This window comes from Noviherbaspirillum galbum, from assembly GCF_010974945.1.
Classification (GTDB): domain Bacteria; phylum Pseudomonadota; class Gammaproteobacteria; order Burkholderiales; family Burkholderiaceae_D; genus Noviherbaspirillum; species Noviherbaspirillum galbum.
On the sequence record NZ_JAAIVB010000078.1, the window covers coordinates 267,245 to 291,610 of the forward strand.

The window sequence follows — 24,366 nt, forward strand, 5'->3', positions numbered from 1 at the left end:
TGCAAAGCAATGCCTTGCGAAACGCCTGCTAAACCCCGTCTTCGCGCGGAAAGGACGGATGCAAGCGATGCCAACTGGGGCAAGGTGAAATGACGACCACACTCCCCTCACCCCACAAACCACCTCAAGACCCGCTCGACCCACTCACCGAAACCGGCTTGATATCCCCGCCAACCTTGCTCCCCGAGTCGCCATAACGCTTCTGCGCTTGTTCGAGGTGCGACGCAATCTCAGTCGATTTGGGTGCAAGCGCAGCCGCCTTTCGCAGAAGCGGAAGCCCGCGCGCGCCATCTCCGCGTTCGGCGAGAATCCACCCAAGCGTGTCAAGGATGGCCGGGTGTTCCGCTGCCAGCTTTTGTGCCTTCTCGGCGGTCTCCAAAGCGCGAGGGTCTTTTTCCGCCTGGTAGGCGGAGGCGAGGTTGTTGAGCGCCATGACATTGTTCGGATCGGTGCGAATGACCTGTTCGTAATTGCCGATCGCCGGCTTGTACTGCTTGCGCAGAAGCTGTGCTTCGGCCAGCCGCAGCCGGACGGCCACGTCGTCGGGATGCGTCTTGAGCCATTCGGTCAGCTTCGCGTCCGCGTCCGCCGAGCGTCCCGCACTATCCATGATGCGATGCATGCTGATCAGGACCGCGGGGCTCGGCTCTGCCTTGAAGGCATTCTCCATGGCGGCGATGGCACCCTGGCTGTTGCGCTTGGCCTGCGCGGCGTCCGCCTCGAGCAGATAGCCCCACGTGGATTTCGGCTGCTCCTGCTGCATCTTCTTCGCCATTGCCAGGGTGCCGTCGGCGTCTCCGGCGCGAAGCTTCAGCTCTCCCTGCATGAAGCGGGCCTGCGGCAGGTCGGGCGCTGCATTCAAGGCCTTGTCCACCGCTTCCTGGGCCTTGGCGTCTTCCCGTGCCGAGAGATGGAGCGAGGCAAGCCGCAGGTAGACCTTTTCCGGTGTGCGGCTCAGCTTGGCCTCCTTGGCCATGCTGTCCAGGGCGCCGTCACGGTCCTTGTTCGCCAACTGCACCTGGCCCAGCAGTTCCAGGGCTTCGGCGCTCTCGGCGTTCTCCAACGCGAATGCCTTCGCGAGATTCAGGGCCTTGTCGGCCTTGCCCGTGGCCTGGTAGCGTCCGGCGAGCATGGCTGCGGTCTTCGCGTCTTTCGGATTCGCCTTATTCGCCTTCTCCAGCCAGTCGATGGCCTGCGCCTGGTTGTTCTGCATCGCTTCCAGGTCGGACAAGGCGAGCATCGCCGAAAGGTTGTTCTTGTCCTTGTCGAGCAGCTCGGTCATGTGGCGCTTGGCGGCATCCGGCTTGCCATCCTTCATGTCGAGCTGGGCGAGCATGGCCGCCGCCGGGAAGAAGCTCGGCTTGACGGCAAGGGCACGCTCGAACGAGGCACGCGCGTTCTTCGCGTCCTTCTTGCGCAGATACACCTGGCCGGCGAGATTGGGCAGGACGGGGTTGTCGGCGTGGGCGGACTCCAGTTTCTTGATCATGTCGAGCGCCGCATCGTACTGCTTTGCCTGGATCTTCGTGTTCACCAGCAGCAGGGCGGCGTCGAGCGACTTGGCATCCAGCTTCGTGGCCTTTTCGAGCACTTCGGACGCGCCTAGCGTATCTCCCGCCGCCATCTTCGAAAGGCCGAGGGCGGTTTGATAGCGGACCGAATCGGGCGCCAGGGTGGAGGCTTTTTCGAAATACGATGCCGCCTTGATGAAGCTCTTGTTCTGCAGCGATGCCTGCCCCGCGAGCGCGAGCAGCTGCACGTCTTCGGGACGTTTCTTGAGCGAGGACTCGACGAGGCTGGCGGCGCGCTGAGCGTCGCCCTGCTTGAGATAGATGGCCGCAAGCTGCTTCGTCGCCTGCAGGTTGCCGGGGTCGACTTCGAGATAGCGGCTCAGGTAATCCTCCGCCTGCTGGTTCGCGCCGAGCTGCGCCTGGATCAGGCCGGCGAGCAGCATGGCCGGCGGATGCTCCGGCGCTGCCCTCAGCACGATCTGGATCGCTTCCAGGGCCTGCTTCGGACGAGCCTGCAGATAATCGCTCATGGCCTGCGCATGATAGACGCCAAGTGAGTTCGGCGATGCCTTGCGGGCCGCTTCGATGTCATGCTGCGCGTCACCGAACTTTTCCTGCGACAACAAAAGATAGCCGCGCGCCAGGTGCGCTTCCACGTTGCCGGGTTCGGCTTCGATCGCCCGGCCGTAGGCAGCCAGCGCATCCTCCGGCTTCATCTGGGTGCGATAGAGATTGCCGCGGAACAGCAGCGCTTCCACGCGCTGGCCATCCGCCGCGGCGATCGCCTTGTCGGCGTCGTCGGCAGCGGCCGCGAGGTTGTTCCTCGCGGCATGCAGGCGGGCGCGTCCCAGCAGCGCGGAGACATTGCGCGGCTCGATCTCGAGCGCGGTGTTGAAGCTGGCCAGGGCCTCATCGAGCTTGCCCGTGGCGCCCTGGGCGGACCCGAGGATGGCCAGCGATTCCGGATCGCGCGCATTGCCGGCGGGAGTCTCGTCGAGGATGCGCTTGAATTGTCCCTGCATGAGCAGCGACTTGCCGAGCACCGGCCATGCCTTGTCGGCGGCATAGCCGCCATCGATGGCCTTGCGGATTTCCTTTTCTGCCGATGCGCCGTCACCCGATTTGACATACAGCGAGGCGAGCATCTGGCGCGCCTCGGTGAAGTCGGGGCTGAGCTGCAGCGCATTCTTCAACTGGATGATGGCCGCCTTGCGGTCTCCCTGCCGGTCATAGTTGACGGCCTCGTTCAACAGCGCTTGCGGCGTCTGCTTCTGCCCGCATGCGGATACGCCTGCGGCCAGCAGGCCCATGGTGAGCGCGATGCGCGCCGCACGGTTGAAATTGCTTTTCTTCATGCCACTCCCTGTGGATGCGTGATGAATCGGATGGCCGCGTTTCCGCGTTTGCCGGCGCCGTTTTCGGCGCGTGAAGCTTACGCCGCTTGATTTTGCTCGAACTTGTGGTCGCAGACCCGATGGTAGGTGAAAGTGGTGATGCGCTTTATTGAGTTTCGTCAAGAATGGGGCATGCCGAAATTCAATAATTGACACCCAGACAGCGTTCATCAAAAACGCCGCGCTCAGCGCGCAGGTCATCGCACCGCCAGCAGGGAGGTTGACGGGGTGTAGTCCAGCGTATCACGACAGTCATCATCGAAAGGAGTTACCTTGTACGCGAATCATGAAAGCATGCCTATCGCTCCCGTCCAGGAGCAGATTGAGAAGATCAACAAGCTGAGCCGCAATTCATCGGATGATCTGGGTGTCGTTGCCGTCGTTGGACTCGGCTACGTCGGACTGCCGCTTGCCGTTGCCTTCGGCAAGCAGCACAAGACAATCGGCTTCGACCTGTCCCAGGTCAAGGTGGAAAACTACAAGAAGTTCATCGACCCGACCGGCGAAGTGCCGTCCGATGAACTGCGTGCCGCGGCACGGCTCGCGCCGACCTGCGATCCGACCGCGCTCGCCGAAGCCGACTACATCGTGGTGGCCGTGCCCACGCCGGTGGACATCGCGCACAACCCGGACTTCACGCCCCTGATCAGCGCCAGCGAAGCCGTCGGCAAACACATGAAGCGCGGCGCCATCGTGGTGTACGAAAGCACGGTGTATCCCGGCGCCACCGAGGAAGTCTGCATCCCCGTCCTCGAGAAGTTCTCCGGCATGCAGTGGAAGAAAGACTTCCATGTCGGCTTCTCTCCCGAGCGCATCAACCCGGGCGACAAGGAACATACCCTTACCTCCATTCTCAAGATCGTTTCCGGCGATGACGAACCCACCCTGAAGAAGGTCACCGCCCTCTACGGCTCCATCATCAAGGCGGGCGTATTCCCGGTGTCGAACATCCGCGTCGCCGAGGCCGCCAAGGTGATCGAGAACACGCAGCGCGACCTCAACATCGCATTGATGAACGAGCTCGCCATCATCTTCGACATGCTCGGCATCGATACCTCGGAAGTGCTGGAGGCCGCGGGTACCAAGTGGAATTTCCTCAAGTTCCAGCCTGGCCTCGTCGGCGGCCACTGCATCGGCGTCGATCCCTATTACCTGACCCACAAGGCGGTGATGGTCGGCTACCACCCGCAGGTCATTCTCGCCGGCCGCCGCATCAACGACGGCATGGCGAAGTTCGTCGCCGAGAAGACCGTGAAGGAAATGATCAGCGCGGGATTCCCGGTGAAGGGCAGCACGGTCAACGTGATCGGCCTGACCTTCAAGGAAAACTGCCCCGACCTGCGCAATTCCAAGGTCGCCGACATGATCAGCGAGCTCAAGTCGTACGGGCTCGACGTGCACGTCCACGATCCGCTGGCCGACCGCGACGAGGCGCAGCATGAATATGGCATCGAGCTGAAGACCTGGGACGAGTTGCCCCCGGCGAAGGCGGTCATCGTCGCCGTCGCGCACAAGGAAGTCCTCGGCCGTCCGCTGGCGGATTTCCAGTCCAAGCTGGTGGAGCAGGGCTGCTTCATCGACGTCAAGTCCAAGTTCGATCTCGCGGCGCTGCGCGAGGCCGGCTACCAGACCTGGAGGCTGTAAATGACTGACGCACAGGTCAAGGTGCCGGCGGAGTATGCCGGGGTGCTGCGCCAGCTCGCCGATCAGCAATACCAATGGCTGGTGACTGGCGTGGCCGGATTCATCGGGTCCAATCTCCTGGAAACGCTGCTGAGGCTCGGGCAGCGCGTGACCGGCCTGGACAACTTTTCGACAGGCTTCCGCCATAACCTTGATCAGGTGCGTGACATCGTCGGTCCGCAAGCCTGGCGCAATTTCCACTTCATCGAAGGGGACATCCGCAATTTCGCCGACTGCGAGGAGGCGTGCGACCGTGTCGACTACGTCCTGCACCAGGCCGCGCTCGGCTCGGTGCAGCGCTCGATCGAGGATCCGATCGTGACCAACGCCAGCAACGTCACCGGCTTCCTCAACATGCTGGTGTCCGCGCGCGACGCCAGGGTGAAGCGTTTCGTCTACGCGGCCTCGAGCTCGACATATGGCGATCATCCCGCCCTGCCCAAGGTCGAGCCGGTCATCGGCAACCCGCTCTCGCCCTATGCGGTGACGAAGTATGTCAACGAGCTGTACGCCGATGTCTTCGCGCGCCGCTACGGCATGGAGTTGATCGGGTTGCGTTACTTTAACGTGTTCGGACCGCGTCAGAATCCGAACGGCGCCTACGCCTCGGTCATACCCAAGTGGTTGCATGCGCTGAAAGAGGGAAAGCCGGTCTATATCAATGGCGATGGCGAAACGAGCCGCGACTTCTGCTACATCGAAAACGCCGTCCAGGCCAACCTGCTGGCCGCCCTTGCTAAGCATCCGGAAGCGGCCAACCAGGTATACAACATCGCGCTCGGCGACCGCACGACCCTGAACGGCCTGCATGCGCTGCTGCGGGAAATGCTCGGCGAGCATTTTCCCCACGCACTGCGGCAAGAGGCCATCTATGCCGACTTCAGGGAAGGAGATGTCCGCCATTCGCAAGCCGACATCTCCAAGGCAAGGACCTTGCTCGGCTATTCGCCCACGCATCCGATCCGTGCGGGCTTGCAGGCCCTCGTCAACCAGGCGGTCGACCCGTCACGGCTTGTAAAGGCGGCATGAGCTTGGCCGGAGTGGGGACGGCGTATCGCTCGTCCCCATTCATTGTTTATTCGCAAATAAAGAAGCTTTCTTTTGCTTTAGCCTAATAATGTTTCGAAAAGGAAATTTTGCGTCGTACTCTTTTGCTTCGGAGGTGAGTGTGAGTCGTCTAGTCTCGTATTTTCGCTTGTTCATGGGCGCCGTCGGCTGCATCTTGCTTGCAGCCGGTCTCGGCGGTTGCGCGACTCCAGGTGCCGGCCAGGTCAGCGCCAGCAAGGACGCGCCTTTCCAGCATGATTACCTGATCGGTCCGGGAGACAACCTGCAGATCAGCGTGTGGCGCTATCCCGATGTGTCCGTCACCGCGCCTGTTCGCCCGGATGGCAAGATCACCACGCCGCTCGTCGAAGACCTGCAGGCCAGCGGCAAGACCTCGACCGAACTCGCGCGGGAAATCGAGAAGTCCCTGGCGAAATTCATCAAGGATCCGGTTGTGACGGTGACGGTGACCGGCTTCAGCGGGCCTTATGGCGAACAGATCAAGATCATCGGCCAGGCAGTGAAGCCCCAGGCGCTGCCGTACAAGAACGGCATGTCCCTCATGGACGTACTGATCGCTGTCGGCGGGATCACGCCGTATGCCTCCGGTAACCAGGCACGGGTGATGCGCCAGGCCGACGGGAAAATGGTCAAGTTACCTGTACGATTGAGTGATCTGCTCAAGGACGGCGACTTGTCGGCGAATATGCCGATGCGCCCAGGCGACGTGCTCGTGATCCCCGAAAGTTTCTTCTGACGCCGCGCTTTCCTGTTTTTCAGAATCATGCCGGCGCTCGCATGAAGGAAAGTTGATCCCGATTGCCAGGTAAATTTCGCCAGGGCGCCACCGACGAACGGCCCAGGCGGAACGATAAACGGCGCAAGTCAAAATGCAATCCGAAAGGCCCGCACATTTACGTGTGCGGGCCTTTTGCCATTGGTAATTCAACGTTGGTCGGAAGCTCTTCATTCACTATTGCCAGGCTGTTGATCGTCGTCAATAGTTACAAACAGAAAGATGTCCTGCGGAACTTTTCTGTGCGCGCCATGCCTTAAGGCAATGTTGCAGCACGTAACTATTGATTTTGTTCAATTTCTTGGTGAATTTAATGACGAGCACAAAACGATCAACCCGGCAGACTGCCACTCCATTCCTGACCACCGTCATGGTCACTTGCATCCTGAGCGCCTGCGGCGGTTCAGGCGGCGTTGACGGTAATGCAGGAAGTGGCGCCTCCGACGCGATCGGGTCCACGTCCGGCGCGGTCACGCTTGCCGGCACCTCGACCGTGGTGCCGTCAGGCGCGACAGCCTCCAGCACGACTTCCTGGGTGCTGTGCGCCAAGGAAAACAACCTGTGCAAGATTACAGCGCCCTCGACGGTGCGCTTCGGCGCGAACGACACCTACGTCACCAAGACGCTGACTTCCTCGGTTTCCTGCAGCACCAACGTGTTCGGCGACCCGCTGCCCGGCATCGCCAAGCACTGCGACATCCTGACCGGCGCGACCACCAGCCCCACGCCCGCTCCCGCTCCCGCGCCGTCTCCCACGCCGAGCCCGACGCCCGCGCCGACCGGCACCTGGAACTGGTGCGCCAATGAGAACGACCTGTGCGCCGTGCCGACCGCGTCGACGGTGCGCTTCGGCGCCAACGGCACCTACGTCACCAAGACGGTATCGTCGTCGGTGGCCTGCACCAACACCGTGTTCGGCGACCCGCTGCCGGGCGTGGCCAAGCACTGCGACATCGTGAGCGGCACGGTTGCCTCGCCGAGCCCGACGCCGGCCCCCGCGCCCAGCCCCACCCCGAGCCCGACGCCGTCTCCCACGCCGAGCCCGACACCCAGCCCCACGCCGGCACCGGCCGGCACCTGGACGTTCTGCGCCAATGAAAACCAGACCTGCGGCGTGAGCGGCAGCGCAAGCGTTCGCTTCGGCGCCAACGACACCTATGTCACGAAAACGGTCACGTCGTCCGTCCCCTGCACCAATACCTATTTCGGCGATCCGCTGGTCGGCGTCGCCAAGCATTGCGACGTGCTCGTCGGCGGCACCATCAGCGCCGCGCCCGCACCGGCTCCGTCGCCCACGCCTTCCCCGACTCCCGCGCCGACACCTTCGCCCACGCCATCGCCGACGCCCGCACCCACACCCGCGCCCGCACCCACACCCGCGCCCGCACCGGTCGGTTCCGGAACCATCGACAGCATCATCTCGGCGATGCCGTCCAATTCGTGGAAAATGCTCCCCAACACCATGATGAAGGACGTCTGCCCGCAGCCCTACAACTCGTACGCATGCGAAGCCGTGATGTCCGCATGGAGCGGCGGCGCCTATGACAATGCGCGCGACCGGATGGTGGTGTACGGCGGCGGCCATGCCGATTCCTGGTACAACAACATGTTCGCCTTCGACCTCGGCCAGATGAAGTGGATGCGGCTCTCCGAGATGAGCAGCATTTCGACGGGCGACACGGCCGATGCCTCCTGGCGCGACACGCGCGCCGAAGCCTGCGGCTTCTATCCGAAGGGCACGATGTCCCTGCCGAGCAGCGTCATGGATTCGACCGGAACGCGCATTGCATTCAGCGCATGCTTCACCGACCCGGTCCTGTCCCAGCTCGATCTGCAGCAGCCCCGCTCCTCGCATACTTATGGCGGCGTGTTCGTCGATCCGCAAGGCCGGTATTGCTCCATCGGCGAAACCTACTACCTCTCCGCCAGCGGCTCGCCGGTCAGCGTTTGCTTCGATCCCGCGACGTCCCGCTGGTCGCGCATCGCCGACCGTCCGCAAGGCATCGGCGCTCGTGGACAGACCGCGGTGGCAGCCAACGGCCACGTCTGGGCCGTGGCCGCGGATGCCGGCTATGTCGGCGAGTACGACCCCGGCACCAATGCCTGGACCCGCTACGGCTACAACAACTACGACGGCGGTGGCGGCACCGACATCGACCGCAAGCGCAACCAGCTCTACACCCTCTACCCGAATGGCGATGGCAGCCACTCCCTGCGCCGCTGGGACCTGAATTCGCCCGCGAGCCTGAACGCGGCGCAGACGTATTCCACGGTCGCCGCCACCGGCACCGCGCCGACCAACCTCGGCAACCGTCCCGGCATGTCCTATGCCGACGCGCTGGACAAGTTCTACGCCTGGGGGGGCAACCAGGACGTCTACACGTTCAACCCGGCAACCGCGACTTGGGCCAAGCTGTCTCCCTCCGGAGACGTGCCCCCCGCGCAGCAGACCTGGGGCACCTACGGCCGCTTCCGCTACAGCACGGCGCGCAAGGTCTTCGTGCTCGTGAACAGCACGACACAGAACGTCTACGTCTACAAGCCTTGATGCCGCTTCAGCGATCCTGATGCGCGACCCGGATGCTCCGCCCCGACCATCGACCATGGCGGCGAGGACATCCGGGACGCAAGACGGAATGCCCATGACAAGAACGAAAGCGAGGGACACCATGCACGCGCCATACCCCTCCGGCTGACCTCCCCCACCCCCGCCATCGACATTCCGCCGGACGCCCTCATTCCGGCGACGATCATCAACCCGCCCTGAGACCAGGGTTGCGATAATGGAAAACCCCATGAACAGATTGCCATTCCAGCGAAAAATGGAATTACTCTCCACCTTGCTTGCCAGCGCCGCGCTGTCCGCCTGCGGCGGCGGGTCCGATGGCGGGCCGCAGTCCGGCGCCACGGATGCGGGTGGCACGAGCTTCGTCGCGGCGACCGCGACCGTTTCCGCAAGCTGGACTTTCTGCGCCAACGAGAACGATCTCTGCAAGATCAACACCCCGGCGACCGTGCGCTTCGGCGCCAATGGCGTCTTTGTGACCAAGTCGGTATCGAGCTCGGTCGCCTGTACGACGCGCGTCTTCGGCGACCCGCTGCCTGGCGTCGCCAAGCACTGCGACGTGATTTCTTCCAGCCCGACGCCGAGTCCCACGCCCAGCCCGACCCCGTCGCCCACGCCGTCGCCCACCCCCGCGCCGTCGGCAACCGGCACCTGGAACTGGTGCGCCAACGAGAACGATACCTGCCAGGTTGCTGCCGCGACCACGGTCCGCTACGGCGCGAACGACACCTACGTCACCAGGAGCGTATCGTCGTCGGTGGCCTGTACCAACACCGTTTTCGGCGACCCGTTGCCCGGCATCGCCAAGCACTGCGACATCCTGACCGGTTCGACCACCAGCCCCACGCCCGCTCCGGCTCCCGCGCCGTCTCCCACGCCGAGCCCGACACCCAGCCCGACGCCGAGTCCCACGTCGAGCCCGACGCCCGCGCCGACCGGCACCTGGAACTGGTGCGCCAACGAGAACGACATGTGCGCCGTGCCGACCGCGTCGACGGTGCGCTTCGGCGCCAACGGCACCTACGTCACCAAGACGGTATCGTCGTCGGTGGCCTGCACCAACACCGTGTTCGGTGACCCGCTGCCGGGCGTGGCCAAGCACTGCGACATCGTGAGCGGCACGGTCTCGTCGCCCAGCCCGACGCCGGCTCCCACCCCGAGCCCCACCCCGAGCCCGACGCCGGCCCCCACGCCGAGCCCGGCACCTAGCCCCACGCCGGCACCCGCGCCCTTGCCATCCGGCTCCACGATCACGAACATCCGCATCGACAGCCTGGCGTCGTCCTCGCAGTCCAGCGTCCCGGTCACCTTCGGCCAGGCCTTCGCCCCCGGCGCCCTGCTGCCCACCGACGGCCTCAGCGGCACCCTGTCCAACGGCACCACCGTGCCCGTCCAGGTCGAGACCAAGGCCACCCACCCCGACGGCAGCGTGCGCCATGCCATCCTCTCCGCCGTGGTGCCCTCCATGAGCGCCGGCCAGTCCCTCACGCTCAACCTCGTCAAGGCCGCCTCCGCCACCGCCACCGGCAGCGCGCCTACCCCGGCCGCCCTGCTCAACGCCGGCTTCACCGCCAGCGCCAGCATCAACCTCGGTGGCGTCCAGTACTCCGCTTCCGCCGACGCCGCCCTCAAGAGCGGCGCCTACACCACCTGGCTCTCCGGCCCCCTGGCCAGCGAGTGGATCGTCAACGTGCCCCTGACCACCTCGTCCGGCACCGCCCATCCGCACCTCATGGCCCGCTTCGCCATCCGCAGCTACGCCGGCTTGAACCGCGCCCGCGTCGACGTCACCATCGAGAACAACTGGGCCTACGAACCCAATCCTTCCAACCTCACCTACGACGTGCAGCTGCTCGTCGGCGGCACCGCCGCCTACACCAAGACCGGCATGACGCATTACCACCATGCCCGCTGGCGCAAGGAACTATGGTGGGGCGCCGCGCCGCAGACCCACCTGGTGCACAACACCGCCTATCTCAAGGCCAGCCGCGCCATCCCCAACTATGACCCGTCCGTGGTCGTCTCCGGCACGGCCATTTCCGACATCAAGACCAGCTGGACCGGCGCCAAGACCGAACCCATGGGCCCCGGCCTGGCCGCGCCCTACATGCCCGACACCGGCGGCCGCCCCGACATCGGCCTGCAACCGGCCTGGACGGTGATGTACCTGCTCTCGGGCAGCAAGGACGTCAAGGACGCCGCCTTCGGCACGGCCACCCTGGCCGGCAGCTGGCCGATCCACTACCGCGACCGCAACACCGACCGCCCGCTGAGCATCCTCAACTACCCGTATGCCAGCCTGCTGGCCAATGCCGGCGACATGGTCAACCCGGCCACCGGCAAGAGCGAAGCCTTCCCGGCCTGCAGCAACTGCGCCACCGCCATCACGCCGGACGCGTCGCACCAGCCGGACTTCTCGTATGTGCCCTACCTGCTCACCGGCGACTACTACCACCTGGAAGAGCTGCAGTTCTGGGCGATGTACGACGTGTTCCAGTACACGCCGGCCTACCGCAACTTCTCGGCCGGACTGGTGAAGTCCGACCAGGTGCGCGGCCAGGCGTGGGCCATGCGCATGCTGGCCGAAGCCGCCTACATCACGCCGGACAAGGACGCGCTGAAGTCGCAGTTCACCACCTTCCTGTCGAACAACCTGGACTGGTTCAATGCCAGCTACGTTGGCTCGGCGGCGAGCACGCCCAATGCGCTGGGGGTGCTGACCAACGGCTATGCCCTGGCGTACAACAACGCCACCGGCGTGGCGCCGTGGCAGGACGACTTCTTCACGTCGGCCATCGGCCGCGCCAACGAGCTGGGCTTCACGAAGGCGCAGAGCCTGCTGGCGTGGAAGGGCAAGTTCCCGGTGGCGCGCATGCTGGACGCGGGCTTCTGCTGGATCTACGGCGCGAACTACAGCATGAACATGCGCGACAGCAGCGCGTCGGCGTTCTACACGACGATGAGCCAGGTGTACCAGTCGACGATTCCGTCGACGCAGACGTCGCTGGCCTGCGGCGGCAGCGACATGGCCGCGGCGCTGGGCTTGTCGGTGGGGGAGATGCTGGGGTACTCGTCGTCGAACACGGGGTATCCGTCGAACATGCAGCCGGCGCTGGCGTACAGCGTGGATGGGGGGACGGCGAATGCGGCGAGCGCGTGGCAGAAGTTCATGCAGCGGTCGGTGAAGCCGGATTACCAGAACGGGCCGCAGTTTGCGATTGTGCCGCGGTGATGTGAGATGAGAGGGGGGGCGTGTCTCTCCGGTGACCCGGGTGCGGCTCCCACTCCGGGGGGACTTGCCGGGGCTGGTCCCGGCGGCCCAGGTACTTTCTTTATCAGCAGATAAAGAAAGTACCCAAAGAAAGCTGCTCTCACCCCCATGTGGGAGCCACTTCGAGCGACCTTGTTCGATTGTTTGAGCGGATGCGGTTCTCCACGGTAGTAATTACCTGAAAGGCAGATGATGGTTTGACCTCCTGCCGCATCGGCATGACTCGAACCTGTCCCGACGACGGGGAGCACCTTCCTGCTCCCGTCATTCCCGCCTACTCCTGTCATTCCCGCGAAGGCGGGAATCCCATTTCGGTCGTCTAGAGAAACGCACCATGTCATTTCCCCTTCATGGAAATGACCCTGTCTGGCACAGCCTGGGGAAGTAAGGAGCATGGCAATCTCTCCTCCTGCAACCTCCAATCCTCCAGTCCTCCCCTCCCAATCTTTCGCAACGGCATGTCAGGCATTGTGCAAACGCAAGTCCAAGCCCGTTGCTTTGACGATAATTGAGCAGTTTCCAGATTCCGACAAAACTGCCTTGCTCCTGACCCGCCGCGCAGGGAGCGTCGTCACTTTACTCAAGCCATGAACAAGTCCGTTTCCACTACGGCGGGGGCCATCCTCGTGCTGGCCGTGCGCTGGGTCGATCGCCTGATCGGTCTCGTGAGCACAATCATCCTTGCACGCTTGCTGCTGCCCGAGGACTTCGGGGTTGTTGCCATGGCGTCGATCGTCGTCGGCCTGATTGACGTCTTCCTGGATTTCGGAGTCGGCATCACGCTGGTCCAGAACAGCAAGGCGACCCAGGAGGACTACGATGCGGCGTGGACGCTGCGGCTCTTGCAGTCGATGGCTGTTGCGGCCATCGTATTCGGGTCGTCCTGGCCCGCCGCGGCGTATTTCGGTGACCCGCGCGTTACCCTCGTCGTGCAGGCGCTGTCGGCTGCCGTGCTCATCGGCGGGCTGGAAAACATCGGCATCGTCAGCTTCCAAAAGAACTTCGAGTTCGGACAGGAATTCAAGTTCTTCCTGATCCGCAGGGTATGCGGTTTTGCCATCACCATCGCCGCCGCATTCCTGCTCAAGAGTTACTGGGCGCTGGTCATCGGCACCCTGGCAACGAAGATCGCCGGCGTCATCGGCAGCTATGTCATGCACGACATGCGGCCGAAACCGAATTTCCAGCGCCTGCACGGCATGTTGTCCTTCTCCACCTGGAACCTGCTGCGCAGCATCGGCGGGTATCTCAGCGAAAACCTGCACCGCCTGCTGGTTGGCAATCGCGAGGCCACCAAGGTGATGGGCGCCTATACCCTGTCTGCCGAAATCTCCGCGATTCCTTCCACCGAGCTGCTCGCACCGCTGAACCGGGTGCTGTTCCCGCTCATGGTCCTGGTCAAGGATGATCCCGTCAAGCTCAAGCGGGCCTTCTTTCTGTCGATGGGAATTCAGGTGATGATCGGCGTGCCCGCCGCCGTGGGGCTCGCATTGATCGCCCCGGAGGTAGTGGCCTTGCTGCTGGGGGAGCAGTGGAGCATGGTCGTCCCATTCATCCAGATCATGGGCTTCATCAATATCGCCGGTGCCTTGAATGCCAGCCCGGTCTATCTGTTCCTGACCCTGGGCAAGGCGAGGATTTCCGCCATCCATTCATGGAGCCAGGTGCTTCTGCTGCTGGTAGCGGTGCTGTTGATCGTGCCTGGTGCCGGCGCGCTGCAGATTTCCGAGCTGAGGCTGGGTGTTGCAGTCGCCGGCTTCTTCGTCATGATGTTTTTCGTGTATCGCAGTTTTCCGGCGTGGAGCATCATGGACATGCTCGCGACCGTCTGGCGGCCCTGCACGGCTTCCCTGGTCATGGCGGGGGTGCTGCTTCATCTGCCTGACGTGTCGGGCTATCCCTTGTCCTTGCAAGTTGCGTTCAAGATTGCATCGGGTGTCATGGCCTATAGCCTGAGCTTGCTAGTGTTGTGGTATTTCGCGCGGAGCGACGATGGCGCGGAGAGCTATGTGCTCAGAAAGTTTGGAATGATGAAAGGGGCTTGAGCTTTTCCTTTTCAAGCCATGAAACCTGGGCCGGACTTGCCGGCCAAATCACCCCGTTCACCCCTTTGCTGCGTGTAGCGCTTTCAACCGCGGCGCTGACACTGCCGGTGTCAGGTCGCCGCCGTCCCCGTTATTCAACGTCATTCCCGCGAAGGCGGGAATCCCATGTCTACGCCGGCATTGGACGTCCGGCCAGTTTATTGCGCAGTGCTTTTCCCGTCTTGAACTGGAACAGCGTCAGGCGAAGCAGCCACCGAGGCCGGCGATTTTTCTTCTACCGCATTCGCCGCCGACGCTTCCTGCCACTTCCCAAGTTCTTCCAGCTTCTTGCGCAGTGCCGGCAGGGGATAGCCTCGGGAATAGGCGACCTGAGCGTATTTGTTCGCCTGCTCGTAGTCTTTTTCCTTCAGGTAGACCACGCCGAGGTTGTAGTTGGCAGAGGCATTGTACGGCTCGAGTTCGACAGCCCGCTTCATCATGGCGATGGCTTGTTCGGTATGTCCTGCTTGTGCGAGGAAGTGTCCGTATGCCATGTACACCAGGCCGTCATGCGGCTTGAAGCGCAAGGCCCGTTCGAAATAGCAGGTTACCGTGTAATTCGCTCCCTTCGGCTTGGGCGTGTGTTCTCGCAAGGCGAGACGTGCCATGGCATCGAGGGCACGCAGGTGGTTGGGGAATGCGCGCAGGGTGTAGTCGATGTCGCCGGCAACGCTGCCGGTCACACTCTTGGTCAAGGCCTCGACTTGCGATGTGAAGTGATGCTTTTCCACGATCGGCAGGTTTTGCCGTTCCGATGGGCTGCGATAGTCGTAGGGGCCGAAGCCGTTGCTCAGTTCGCCGCAGCTTATGCCATCGAACTGCGCCTGCGCCAGCGTCGATGCCACGATGCCGGCAAGCGCAACGATCAGCCGCAGTGGCTTGCGTTCAGGATAAAGGTTTTTCATCGCCAAGTTCCATTGACAAAGCTAGTTTGTTAGGGCGCAGGCAAGCGTCCAGCACAGCCGCGAGTTCCCGGGTACGCGCGCGCCGCGAAAAGGCTTGCGCGGACGCCTCGGACAATACCGGGACGCTTCCGGACTTCGCATGCTTGATGAAGTCGATCAGGGCGACCCTGATCGCATCGGCATCGTCGAGACGGGCAATCGTCCCCGCGCCCGCGTGCAGCAGGGTGGAAGCGGTATCTCCTGCCGGATCGGTCAGGGCAAGAACGGGTCGCCGTGCGCGCAGGTACTCGTAAAGCTTGGCCGGCACCTGCCGGTTGCAGTTCGCCGCCTGCAGCAGGAGCAGGCCGTCGGCATTCAGCATTTCGCCGAGAGCTTCCCGATAAGGGCAAGGCGGCGCCAGGTCGACGAGATCGGCGATGCCGTTCGCCTGCAACATCGGCCGGAGATGATCATCGTGCGCGGTAGCACGAAGCACGAGGCGAAAACTTCCCGCATTGACCATGCCCTCCGCGCGAAGCTTGCCGAGGGCTGCGAACAAGGCGCTCGGATCGCGTTCGGAGGGGTAGATGATCCCGCTATGCAACAGCGTGAAGCGCTTGTCGGTGCGATGGTCCTCGGCGGCTGTACCCTGCTTGGGTAGGACGGCGCTGAACACCTCTTCGTCGTAGCCGTTTTCGATCAGCCTGAATCGCGTTGCCGGGACCCCGGGAAAGCGTCGCCGGTAGTCCTCGACCGCGCCGGGTGTGGTGCAAATGACGGCATCCGCGGATCGGACGGTCAGGTTTTCTATCCAGCGAAATACCGAACGCGTCAGGCGGTCACTCGGATAGTCATCGTCGGTCATCGGATCGCGCATGTCCGCGACCCATGGCAGGCCGGTCAGCCGATGCAATGCCCAGCCGATCAGGTGGGCGGTCGCAATCGGGTAGGTGGACCAGATGACGTCCGGACGATGGCGCCGCACCAGGCTGAGGCCGGCGGGAATTGCGCCGGCGAGCCAGGACACCCAGCGGTCCGGCAGGGCCAGGAGACGCGGGTAGCGTCGAAAGACGGCGAGATGCCGCGCGGTATCGAAGGCGAAGGCACGGCTGACCGTGACCCGGGGCGAGATGTCTCCCATCTGGTCGGAGGAAACACTTTCGTACGCGCGCGGATGGGCGGTGAGAACGATAGGCTCCCAGCCGCAGTCGGGCAGGTAGGAGGAAAACTTCAGCGTACGTTGTATGCCGCTGCTGCCGCGCAGCGGCGGAAAGTGGTAGGCCACCATCAAGACTTTTCTTACCATGAGCGTACCCAGTTTGCGGTCCATTGCAGAACCTGGTCGCGCCAGTTCCGCTGCGCGAAGGTATGGTTGGCTTCATCCAGCCTGCGATGCTGCACGCGGCGATCCGCCAGTGCCGCTTGCCACGGTTTGCTGGCGCCCGCCAGATCGGAGAATTCCTGCGCGGTGAGATCATTGCCGCTGAGGACGAGGAGCACCGGTCCCCGAAACGCCTTCAGGCCGAGAAGCATGCGTTCCGGCAGCGAAGGCACGTGCCGTGGCAGCGGCTGGGCAGGGCTGTCGGACGCCTTCGCGGCCTGATTGGGCGAGATGGCTTCGGGGCTTGTCTCGCGCAGGGTTTTCGTCGCCATCTTCCAGAAAGAATGTGCAGCGGAGCGGTAGTCGAACCGGCCGCTGAGTATCTTGCTCCAGAGTTCGGTCGCGAAGAGGCGCCGTGCGTAATAATGCTTGAGATAGGCTTTCGCTTCGCCCTGTTCGGTGCGTACCCAGGGATTGAGCAACGCCAATCCCGCGACGCGCGCGTCCTGGCTCGCATAGAACAGGGAAGCCGACGCCCCGTCGCACAAGCCCCACAACACGACCTCTTCCAGTTCGGGAACCTGCGAAAAAAAGTGGTCTATCGCTGCGCGGATGTCGTCGTTGACGCTTTCGAAGGTGCGCATCATGCCGTCGCTGTCGCCCATGCCCCGGTAATCGAACCGGAACGCCGGTATGCCCTGGGCGGCGAGGCCGCGGGCAAGGAGCCTGAATTGCCGATGGCTTCCCGCGCGGTATTGCGGCCCGCCCACCACGACCAGCACGCCGCGCGACGACGATTGCGCCGGCTGCGACGGCACGCTTAGGATGCCGTATAGCCAGGCATCGTGGCACTGGAAGGCGGTGGCGCGTTCTTCACACGCTTCCACGGCTAGCGAATCGGAAGGATGGGCCATGGTCATGGGCATGTTTCACTCAGCGTGCTGCAGGTCTTGTCGATGAGCTCGGGACATTCGCCGATTTCCTGGCTGATCCAGAAGGACGGACCGGCAGCCAGGTGCAGGCGGCAATCGATGCCGCTTGCCGTCCAGGTGTCGAGCACGCGCCGCGACGCCGGCGGCAGGGGCCGGCCGGGCTCCTGCACGATCTCGAACCAGTCGACCGGCGATCCGCAGCGTATATCCTCGAGACGCAAGGCATCGATGGCGCCGGCAAGCGCGGGGGGAAGTTCATAGCCGGCGACTTCGAGAGGCATGCCGGCACGCAGCGTCTCGCGCAGCTCACGTACGCCTGGCCCTGGCGCGCCGCTGCCGGAAATGATCGCGTTCGCCAGCTTCATGCGCAGGAACTGGGACAGGAAGGCTTCGCCGCTGATCACCGGTTGCCAGAGGATGAACCGCTCCACCTCCGCCGTTTGGCGGCGCGCGAAGTCGAGCGCCAGCATCGCCCCGAGACGCAAGCCCCATACATGCAGGGGCGCGTCCATCCACTGGCGCAGCCACGAGGCGCCGAGATCGAGGTCCTGCTGCCACGTTTCCCAGGAAGCGTCGCGCATGTCGCCCGTGCTGTCCCCGCAGCCGAACAGGTCGATCTGCAGCACGCCGTAGCCCAGTTGCGAAAAGCGCTTGGCCTGCAGCGCCGCCATGCGGCGTGATTTGTTCATCTCCTCGGCGAAAGGATGAACGTAAAGGATACTGCCGCGCGCCTGTTTTTCCTCCTGAGGCGGATGGAACAGGCAATAGCGCTCTCCATCGCCTGCGGGCAGGAAGAACGGACGGGCAGGGCGCCGGGGACCGGGCATGAACATCAGGCCGTCTTCTGGGTCAGCGCAAGCTTCGCGTCGACGAATTCGGCCAGGGTGCCGAGGGTCCGGAATACGGAGGCATTGATTTCATCGTCATCGACGGTGACGCCGAACCAGTCCTCGATGGCGGCGATGACGCTGATCACCGCCATCGAATCGAGTTCCGGAACGCTTCCCAGCAACGGCGAGTCGGCGTCAAGGTGAGCCTTGCGATCGCCCAGGCCGAGGACATCGGCCAGCATGTTTCTGACATCATCGAGATGCTGCATGGTTTCTCCATAAGGAAGGGTTGCGGCCCGGCCGGGAAGCGTCGAGCCAGGTGGTATCGATTTGAAAGACAGGTCGCGACGCCGCCTGCAGCGAGACATGCAGGCGCGGTCTCATGTTGGACATCATGGCCTGCCAGGGCCCGATTCGCAGGAACACGGCCATGCCGAGCCGGGTCGCGGACAAGCGTCCATGGGAGCGCAGCGAATCGGCGTTGTAGGCGGAGATCCGGCTGCAGGACCAATGCACGCCCTGGCCCGCGAGCAGGCCGTTCGCTTCCTCCCACAAGCGGAGGAAGGCAATCCCCAGCCTGTGACCGGGCTCGATATGAACGTCGAAGTCCCAGACCGCGGCCGGGCTCTTCATGCCGAATATGGCCCTCACTTCGTCCTCCTCGTACTGGCGGTGAACATGCCAGTGGAAGCCGACGAATTCCCCGTCCTTGTAGGCGGCGAGGCAATGCGCTCCTTGCCGGTAGCGGCTGTCGATCACCGCAGGCGGGCGTGGAAACGCGCGGGCCAGGTCGTCTCCCGGCAGCACCGGACGAACGGTCAGCTTGCGGCCCCGTCCGGGAGGAAGCAGCGCGTCTCCCGACACCGGTTGCGCCACCACGTAGTACTTCACGATGCGAATCCGGCCGCCCGACGCCGCTGACAGGACGCGGTCCATCGCATAAAGGAAGGCGTTGCCCGCGCCGAGTTGGGCGACGGTTTCGCGGTATGCCTTCGATAGCTTCATGCAGCGGCTTGCGAGATGGCGCAGCATCGGCGCGTCCTTCCGGTGTCGAGTGTTTCAGTGAGGGAATTCTAGGGGCGTGCCACAGCGCACTTCTTGATCGCCGACAAATACTGCTTGTTGAATTTGCATCGGCTGGAAAGCGGGCCGCTCGGAACATTCCCATATCAAGCACGGCTGACAGCGCCTTGATGCGTTCGAAGGCAGAGTGCGCAGTGTTTGCAATTTCTCAATGTCGTAAGGCAACTGCACTTTCACAATGGCTCCGTCAAAGGGAACGAGGGAAACTAAACATGAGTGAATTCGTGCATGAACTCCTGTTGCGCACGGCGGCCGCGAAACCGCGCGCACGCGCACTGACTTACCTGGCGCAGACCATGGACTACGGGACACTCGCGGCGCAGGTGCGCGCGGTGGCCGCGGCCTATCATGGCATCGGGCTGGGTCGCGGGGAACGCGTCGCCGTCTATCTGGAGAAACGCTTCGAAACGGTCGTCGCCATGTTCGGCGCGGCCGCGGCCGGCGGTGTCTTCGTGCCGGTCAATCCGCTGCTCAAGGCGGAACAGGTAGCCTACATCCTTGCCGACTGCAACGTGCGCATCCTCGTGACGTCCGCCGACAGGCTGCGCCTTCTCGCGCCGGCCCTCGCGGAATGCCCCGACCTCGAGACGGTGGTGGTCGTGGGGACGGTGGACAAGGACATCTCTGTCGGAAGGGCGAAGCTGGTCGCGTGGGACAAGCTGTCCTCCTGCCGTGACACGCCGGCGCTGCCGCGCATCATCGACATCGACATGGCGGCCATTCTCTACACGTCGGGAAGCACCGGCAAGCCCAAGGGCGTCGTGCTCTCCCACCGGAACATGGTGGCAGGCGCGAAGAGCGTCTCGTCCTACCTCGAGAACACCGCCGACGATCGCCTGCTCGCCGTCCTGCCGCTGAGCTTCGACTACGGCCTGAGCCAGCTGACGACCGCGTTCCATGTGGGTGCCTCGGTGGTGCTGCTGAACCACCTGCTTCCCCAGGACGTCGTCCGCGCGGTGGAAGAGGAGGGCGTCACCGGCCTCGCCGCCGTGCCGCCGTTGTGGATACAGTTGAGCCAGCAGAAATGGCCCGCGCGCACCTCGCTGCGCTACATCACCAATTCCGGCGGCGCCATGACGCGCACCACGCTCGACGCGCTCCGCCGCGTGCTGCCGGAAACGAAGGTCTTCCTCATGTACGGCCTGACCGAGGCATTCCGTTCCACCTACCTGCCGCCCGACCAGATCGATCTCCGGCCCGACTCCATCGGCAAGGCCATTCCCAACGCCGAGGTCATGGTGCTGCGCGAGGACGGAAGCCCATGCGCGCCGGGCGAACCCGGCGAGCTGGTGCATCGCGGCGCCCTCGTCTCGATGGGTTACTGGAACGATGTGGTCAAGACGGCGGAGCGCTTCAAGCCGGTGCTGTCGCCGCATAGCGGCTTGCCCCTGCCCGAGCTGGCGGTATGGTCCGGCGACACGGTACGCATGGACGATGCCGGGTACCTGTATTTCATCAGCCGTAAGGACGAAATGATCAAGACGTCGGGTTACCGCGTCAGTCCGACGGAAGTGGAGGAAGTTCTCTACGCGACCGGCCTCGTGGCCGAGGCGGCCGCCTTCGGCATGCCCCATCCCGTCCTTGGCCAGGCCATCACCGTGGTCGCCGTCTTGCGCGACGGTCAGGCGGGAGACGGGCGGGCGCTCATCGATGCCTGCAAGGCCAAGTTGCCCGCCTACATGCTGCCTTCGCATGTTGAGATCCGCTGCGGCAGCCTGCCGCGCAATCCCAACGGAAAGATCGATCGAAAGCTGCTGGCGCAGGAATTGACCGCGCAGCGCGCGGAGGCCGTCGCATGAGTGGCGCTCGTCCCGTTCATCCGCCGCAGACACGCTTCGCCGTGCGCAACGACAACCTGTGCGTTGGCGGCATCGAGCTGACGCGCCTCGCGCAGCGCGCCGGCCAGACGCCTTTCTATGTGTACGACCGCGCCCAGATCAGCGAACGCGTTGCGCAACTGCGCCAGCACCTGCCGCGGCAGATCGAATTGCATTACGCCATCAAGGCCAACCCGATGCCCGCCGTCGTGCAGCACCTTGCCGGTCTCGTGGATGGATTCGATGTCGCCTCGGGCGGCGAACTGCGTGTTGCCCTCGATACGACCATGCCGGCCAGGTGCGTCAGCTTCGCCGGGCCGGGAAAGTCCGATGCCGAGCTTGCCTCCGCCGTGGCATCCGGCTGCGTCATCAACATGGAATCGGCACACGAGATGGAACGGATCGCCGCGCTGGGGGACAAGCTGTCCATCAGGCCGACCGTCGCCATCCGGGTGAATCCGGATTTCGAACTCAAGTCATCAGGCATGCGGATGGGTGGTGGTGCCAAGCAGTTCGGCATCGACGCGGAACAGGTGCCCGAGGTTCTCGCCCGCCTGCGCAAGCTGGACCTGGATTTCGAAGGCCTGCATATCTTCAGCGGCTCGCAGAGCCTGCGCGCGGACGCGCTCAGGGAAGCCCAGGAGAAGACCCTGCATCTCGCCATCCGCTTGCAGGATTCGGCGGGAACCGGCCTGCGTACCTTGAACATCGGCGGCGGCCTCGGCGTGCCCTATTTCCCTGGCGAGCAGTCATTGGACCTTGCCACGGTCGGCGCCGGCCTGCACGAACTCATTCCCCTTGCGGAAAAGAACCTGCCGCACACCCGCCTGATCATCGAGCTCGGCCGCTTTCTCGTCGCCGAGGCAGGGATCTACGTTTGCCGGGTGATCGAGCGCAAGGAATCCAGAGGTCAGGTATTCCTCGTCACGGATGGCGGACTGCACCACCATCTCGCCGCTTCCGGAAATTTCGGCCAGGTCATCCGCAAGAATTATCCGGTGGCGATCGGCAACCGCATGCAGGGAGCCGTGAAGGAGACCGTGTCGGTGGTGGGGCCGCTGTGCACGCCGCTCGACCTGCTCGCCGACCAGATGGAGTTGCCCAAGGCAGGACCGGGCGACCTTGTCGTGGTGTTTCAGTCCGGCGCCTATGGGCTGACAGCCAGCCCGACGGCATTTCTCAGCCATCCTGCGCCGGCCGAGATGCTTGTGTGATTTGCTCGCATGCCGCCTAACATCAATCATAAGAGGAATGCAATGTTCAAGGGAGAATACGCCGCCACCGGCTTTTGCGGCTGGATGTCCATCGGCATGCGAGACCAGGATGCGCAACGCATCGCCAACTGCATGGCGGCGCCGCTGGCGCAATTCAACGGCACGAGCATCCGCGTCGACACGGGAATCAACCATGGCGTCGCCATCGCCGGCAGGGAGACGTCCCAGCAATTCCACGCCGAACCTGGCCTGACGGTGATCGCATGCGGCATGCCCCGCTTTCGCGATACCCACCTGCAGGCTGAGGCCGAGCAGCACGGCGCGGCAGCCGTGCTGGCGCGCTGTTGGTTCGCGAAGGGGAGCGGACTCTGCGCCATGGTCTTCGGGGAATTCTCCCTCTGCATCATCGATCACCGCAACGACGCCGTCCTGCTGGCGACCGACCGCATGGCCAGCCGTCCGGTCGTCTTCCAGCGACTGGGCAAGGGGCTGCTCTTCGGCACCTCGTCGGCCTGTCTCGTTCGCCATCCTGATGCGGGCAGCGACATTGATCCTCAGGCGCTTTTCAACTACGTGTACTTCCACATGGTGCCGGGACCCGACAGCATCTACCGGAACCAGCAGCGTCTTCAGCCTGGCGAGTTCGCCTTGTGGCGCAAGGGCGAATTGCAGATCCAGAAATACTGGAAGATGCAATTCGAGGAAACCCGGCGTGTGAACTTCGCGGAACTGAAGGAGGAATTCATCGGCGTCCTTCGATCGTCCGTCAAGCAGGCGGCGACGAGCCGCACCGGCGCTTTCCTCAGCGGCGGCACCGACAGCTCCACCATTGCCGGCCTGCTGTCAAACCTGGGACAGGGCCCGGCGAAAACCTATTCCATCGGCTTCGATGCCCAGGGCTACGACGAGATGGAATACGCGCGCATCGCCGCACGCCACTACGGGACCGACCATCACGAATACTATGTCACGCCGGACGACGTGGTCGACGCGGTGCCTCGGATCGCCGCGGTGTTCGACCAGCCCTTCGGCAACGCATCCGCCGTACCAGCCTACTACTGCGCGCGGCTGGCCCATGCCGATGGCCTCGACCGCATGCTGGGCGGGGATGGCGGCGACGAACTGTTCGGCGGCAACGAGCGTTATGCCAAGCAGCATATCTTTTCGCTCTACCAGCGCATCCCCGTTCCCTTGCGCGCGGCTTTCGTGGAACCGATTGCATTCAAGGTGCCGGGCGGGCAACGCATTCCGCTGTTGCGCAAGGCGCGCAGCTATATCGAGCAGGCGACTATCCCGATGCCCGCCAGGCTCGAGACCTATAATCTGCTCGAGCGCTACGGCGCTGAATCGGTGTTCGCTCCGGACTTCCTGGGAACGGTCGATACCGGATTTCCCATGGACTGCCTGAACGACGCCTACCGGCAGTGCAATGCGCATACGCTGATCAACCGCATGCTTGCGCTCGATCTCAAGATCACGCTCGCGGACAATGACCTGCCCAAGGTGGTCAAGGCATGCGAGTTGGCCGGCATGCAGGTTGCGTTCCCCTTCCTGAACGACGACGTCGTCGATTTCTCGGCCCGGCTGGCGCCAGATCTCAAGCTCAAGGGCACCAAGCTGCGCTACTTCTTCAAGGAAGCCCTGCGTGGCGTGCTGCCGGATGAAATCATCACGAAGAAGAAGCATGGATTCGGGTTGCCCTTCGGTGTCTGGCTTCAGCAGCATCCCAGGATGCAAGCCATGGCGCGGGACAGCATCCATGACCTGAAGGCGCGGCGCATCATCAATCCGGTGTTCATCGACCAGTTGCTGAACCAGCATCTCAAGGAGCATGCCGGCTATCACGGCACCATGGTCTGGGTGCTGATGATGCTCGAACAATGGTTCAAGTCGCACCAAGCCACTGCCTGACACCGCCCGACTTATTCACGCT

General features: G+C 63.6%; 16 protein-coding genes. 9 read left to right on the forward strand and 7 right to left on the reverse strand.

Annotated features, from left to right (window positions below; translation table 11 throughout):
• Nucleotides 1–124: 124 nt before the first annotated feature.
• Complete coding sequence (gene prsT, locus G3574_RS23850; protein WP_163968042.1) at nucleotides 125–2,866, reverse strand: XrtA/PEP-CTERM system TPR-repeat protein PrsT; 2,742 nt, start codon at nucleotides 2,864–2,866, stop codon at nucleotides 125–127.
• A gap of 402 nt (nucleotides 2,867–3,268) precedes the next feature.
• Here prsT and G3574_RS23855 point away from each other — a divergent pair, with 402 nt between their 5' ends.
• The 6 genes from G3574_RS23855 to G3574_RS23890 all read left to right on the forward strand — a co-directional run bounded on the left by G3574_RS23855 (nucleotide 3,269) and on the right by G3574_RS23890 (nucleotide 14,313).
• Nucleotides 3,269–4,549 carry a nucleotide sugar dehydrogenase gene (locus G3574_RS23855; protein WP_235953608.1) on the forward strand — a complete coding sequence of 427 codons (1,281 nt, stop codon included), beginning with the start codon at nucleotides 3,269–3,271 and terminating at the stop codon, nucleotides 4,547–4,549.
• Entirely contained in the window at nucleotides 4,550–5,617 is a 1,068-nt protein-coding gene (locus G3574_RS23860; protein WP_163968044.1) for an SDR family oxidoreductase, read from the forward strand.
• A gap of 172 nt (nucleotides 5,618–5,789) precedes the next feature.
• Nucleotides 5,790–6,392 carry an XrtA/PEP-CTERM system exopolysaccharide export protein gene (locus tag G3574_RS23865; RefSeq protein ID WP_163968160.1) on the forward strand — a complete coding sequence of 201 codons (603 nt, stop codon included), beginning with the start codon at nucleotides 5,790–5,792 and terminating at the stop codon, nucleotides 6,390–6,392.
• Nucleotides 6,393–6,744: 352 nt separating this feature from the next.
• Nucleotides 6,745–8,979 (forward strand): NHL repeat-containing protein, encoded by a 2,235-nt coding sequence (locus tag G3574_RS28165; protein WP_205609896.1) that lies wholly within the window; start codon nucleotides 6,745–6,747, stop codon nucleotides 8,977–8,979.
• 247 nt (nucleotides 8,980–9,226) lie between these two features.
• The gene (locus tag G3574_RS23885) at nucleotides 9,227–12,229 is read left to right on the forward strand and encodes an RIFT barrel domain-containing protein (protein ID WP_235953593.1); all 3,003 of its coding nucleotides are present in this window, start codon (nucleotides 9,227–9,229) and stop codon (nucleotides 12,227–12,229) included.
• Between the two features lie 626 nt (nucleotides 12,230–12,855).
• A complete protein-coding gene (locus G3574_RS23890; protein ID WP_163968045.1) occupies nucleotides 12,856–14,313 on the forward strand; it encodes a lipopolysaccharide biosynthesis protein in 1,458 nt (485 codons plus the stop codon).
• 197 nt (nucleotides 14,314–14,510) lie between these two features.
• Here the strand turns inward: G3574_RS23890 and G3574_RS23895 are convergent, their stop codons facing one another.
• The 6 genes from G3574_RS23895 to G3574_RS23920 are packed head-to-tail and all read right to left on the reverse strand — an operon-like array spanning nucleotide 14,511 to nucleotide 19,351.
• Nucleotides 14,511–15,257, reverse strand: coding sequence for a tetratricopeptide repeat protein (locus G3574_RS23895; RefSeq protein ID WP_163968046.1), 747 nt, complete (start codon nucleotides 15,255–15,257; stop codon nucleotides 14,511–14,513).
• Nucleotides 15,238–16,566 (reverse strand): glycosyltransferase, encoded by a 1,329-nt coding sequence (locus G3574_RS23900; RefSeq protein ID WP_235953594.1) that lies wholly within the window; start codon nucleotides 16,564–16,566, stop codon nucleotides 15,238–15,240. Before G3574_RS23900 ends, G3574_RS23895 begins: the two co-directional genes overlap by 20 nt.
• Complete coding sequence (locus G3574_RS23905) at nucleotides 16,536–17,483, reverse strand: hydrolase 1, exosortase A system-associated (protein WP_235953595.1); 948 nt, start codon at nucleotides 17,481–17,483, stop codon at nucleotides 16,536–16,538. Before G3574_RS23905 ends, G3574_RS23900 begins: the two co-directional genes overlap by 31 nt.
• Nucleotides 17,474–18,322, reverse strand: a complete 849-nt coding sequence (locus G3574_RS23910; protein ID WP_235953596.1) for a hydrolase 2, exosortase A system-associated — start codon at nucleotides 18,320–18,322, stop codon at nucleotides 17,474–17,476. Before G3574_RS23910 ends, G3574_RS23905 begins: the two co-directional genes overlap by 10 nt.
• Nucleotides 18,322–18,588 (reverse strand): acyl carrier protein, encoded by a 267-nt coding sequence (locus G3574_RS23915; RefSeq protein WP_163968047.1) that lies wholly within the window; start codon nucleotides 18,586–18,588, stop codon nucleotides 18,322–18,324. Before G3574_RS23915 ends, G3574_RS23910 begins: the two co-directional genes overlap by 1 nt.
• A complete protein-coding gene (locus G3574_RS23920) occupies nucleotides 18,572–19,351 on the reverse strand; it encodes a hypothetical protein (protein ID WP_163968048.1) in 780 nt (259 codons plus the stop codon). Before G3574_RS23920 ends, G3574_RS23915 begins: the two co-directional genes overlap by 17 nt.
• Nucleotides 19,352–19,614: 263 nt before the next feature.
• Between G3574_RS23920 and G3574_RS23925 the strand changes: the two genes are divergently transcribed.
• From G3574_RS23925 to G3574_RS23935, 3 genes are read left to right on the forward strand one after another with little or no spacing between them, the layout of a single operon-like run.
• Complete coding sequence (locus G3574_RS23925) at nucleotides 19,615–21,201, forward strand: acyl-CoA ligase (AMP-forming), exosortase A system-associated (RefSeq protein ID WP_163968049.1); 1,587 nt, start codon at nucleotides 19,615–19,617, stop codon at nucleotides 21,199–21,201.
• Entirely contained in the window at nucleotides 21,198–22,433 is a 1,236-nt protein-coding gene (locus G3574_RS23930) for a pyridoxal-dependent decarboxylase, exosortase A system-associated (RefSeq protein WP_163968050.1), read from the forward strand. Before G3574_RS23925 ends, G3574_RS23930 begins: the two co-directional genes overlap by 4 nt.
• A 42-nt stretch (nucleotides 22,434–22,475) precedes the next feature.
• Complete coding sequence (locus G3574_RS23935; RefSeq protein WP_205609897.1) at nucleotides 22,476–24,344, forward strand: asparagine synthetase B family protein; 1,869 nt, start codon at nucleotides 22,476–22,478, stop codon at nucleotides 24,342–24,344.
• Nucleotides 24,345–24,366: the final 22 nt, after the last annotated feature.

Excerpts from the sequence above, each read along its gene's own strand:
- prsT (WP_163968042.1), bottom strand. The coding sequence starts at position 2,866 with ATGAAGAAAAGCAATTTCAACCGTGCGGCGCGCATCGCGCTCACCATG.
- G3574_RS23860 (WP_163968044.1), top strand. The coding sequence starts at position 4,550 with ATGACTGACGCACAGGTCAAGGTGCCGGCGGAGTATGCCGGGGTGCTG.
- G3574_RS23865 (WP_163968160.1), top strand. The coding sequence starts at position 5,790 with ATGGGCGCCGTCGGCTGCATCTTGCTTGCAGCCGGTCTCGGCGGTTGC.
- G3574_RS28165 (WP_205609896.1), top strand. The coding sequence starts at position 6,745 with ATGACGAGCACAAAACGATCAACCCGGCAGACTGCCACTCCATTCCTG.
- G3574_RS23885 (WP_235953593.1), top strand. The coding sequence starts at position 9,227 with ATGAACAGATTGCCATTCCAGCGAAAAATGGAATTACTCTCCACCTTG.
- G3574_RS23890 (WP_163968045.1), top strand. The coding sequence starts at position 12,856 with ATGAACAAGTCCGTTTCCACTACGGCGGGGGCCATCCTCGTGCTGGCC.
- G3574_RS23895 (WP_163968046.1), bottom strand. The coding sequence starts at position 15,257 with ATGAAAAACCTTTATCCTGAACGCAAGCCACTGCGGCTGATCGTTGCG.
- G3574_RS23900 (WP_235953594.1), bottom strand. The coding sequence starts at position 16,566 with ATGGACCGCAAACTGGGTACGCTCATGGTAAGAAAAGTCTTGATGGTG.
- G3574_RS23905 (WP_235953595.1), bottom strand. The coding sequence starts at position 17,483 with ATGCCCATGACCATGGCCCATCCTTCCGATTCGCTAGCCGTGGAAGCG.
- G3574_RS23910 (WP_235953596.1), bottom strand. The coding sequence starts at position 18,322 with ATGTTCATGCCCGGTCCCCGGCGCCCTGCCCGTCCGTTCTTCCTGCCC.
- G3574_RS23915 (WP_163968047.1), bottom strand. The coding sequence starts at position 18,588 with ATGCAGCATCTCGATGATGTCAGAAACATGCTGGCCGATGTCCTCGGC.
- G3574_RS23920 (WP_163968048.1), bottom strand. The coding sequence starts at position 19,351 with ATGCTGCGCCATCTCGCAAGCCGCTGCATGAAGCTATCGAAGGCATAC.
- G3574_RS23925 (WP_163968049.1), top strand. The coding sequence starts at position 19,615 with ATGAGTGAATTCGTGCATGAACTCCTGTTGCGCACGGCGGCCGCGAAA.
- G3574_RS23930 (WP_163968050.1), top strand. The coding sequence starts at position 21,198 with ATGAGTGGCGCTCGTCCCGTTCATCCGCCGCAGACACGCTTCGCCGTG.
- G3574_RS23935 (WP_205609897.1), top strand. The coding sequence starts at position 22,476 with ATGTTCAAGGGAGAATACGCCGCCACCGGCTTTTGCGGCTGGATGTCC.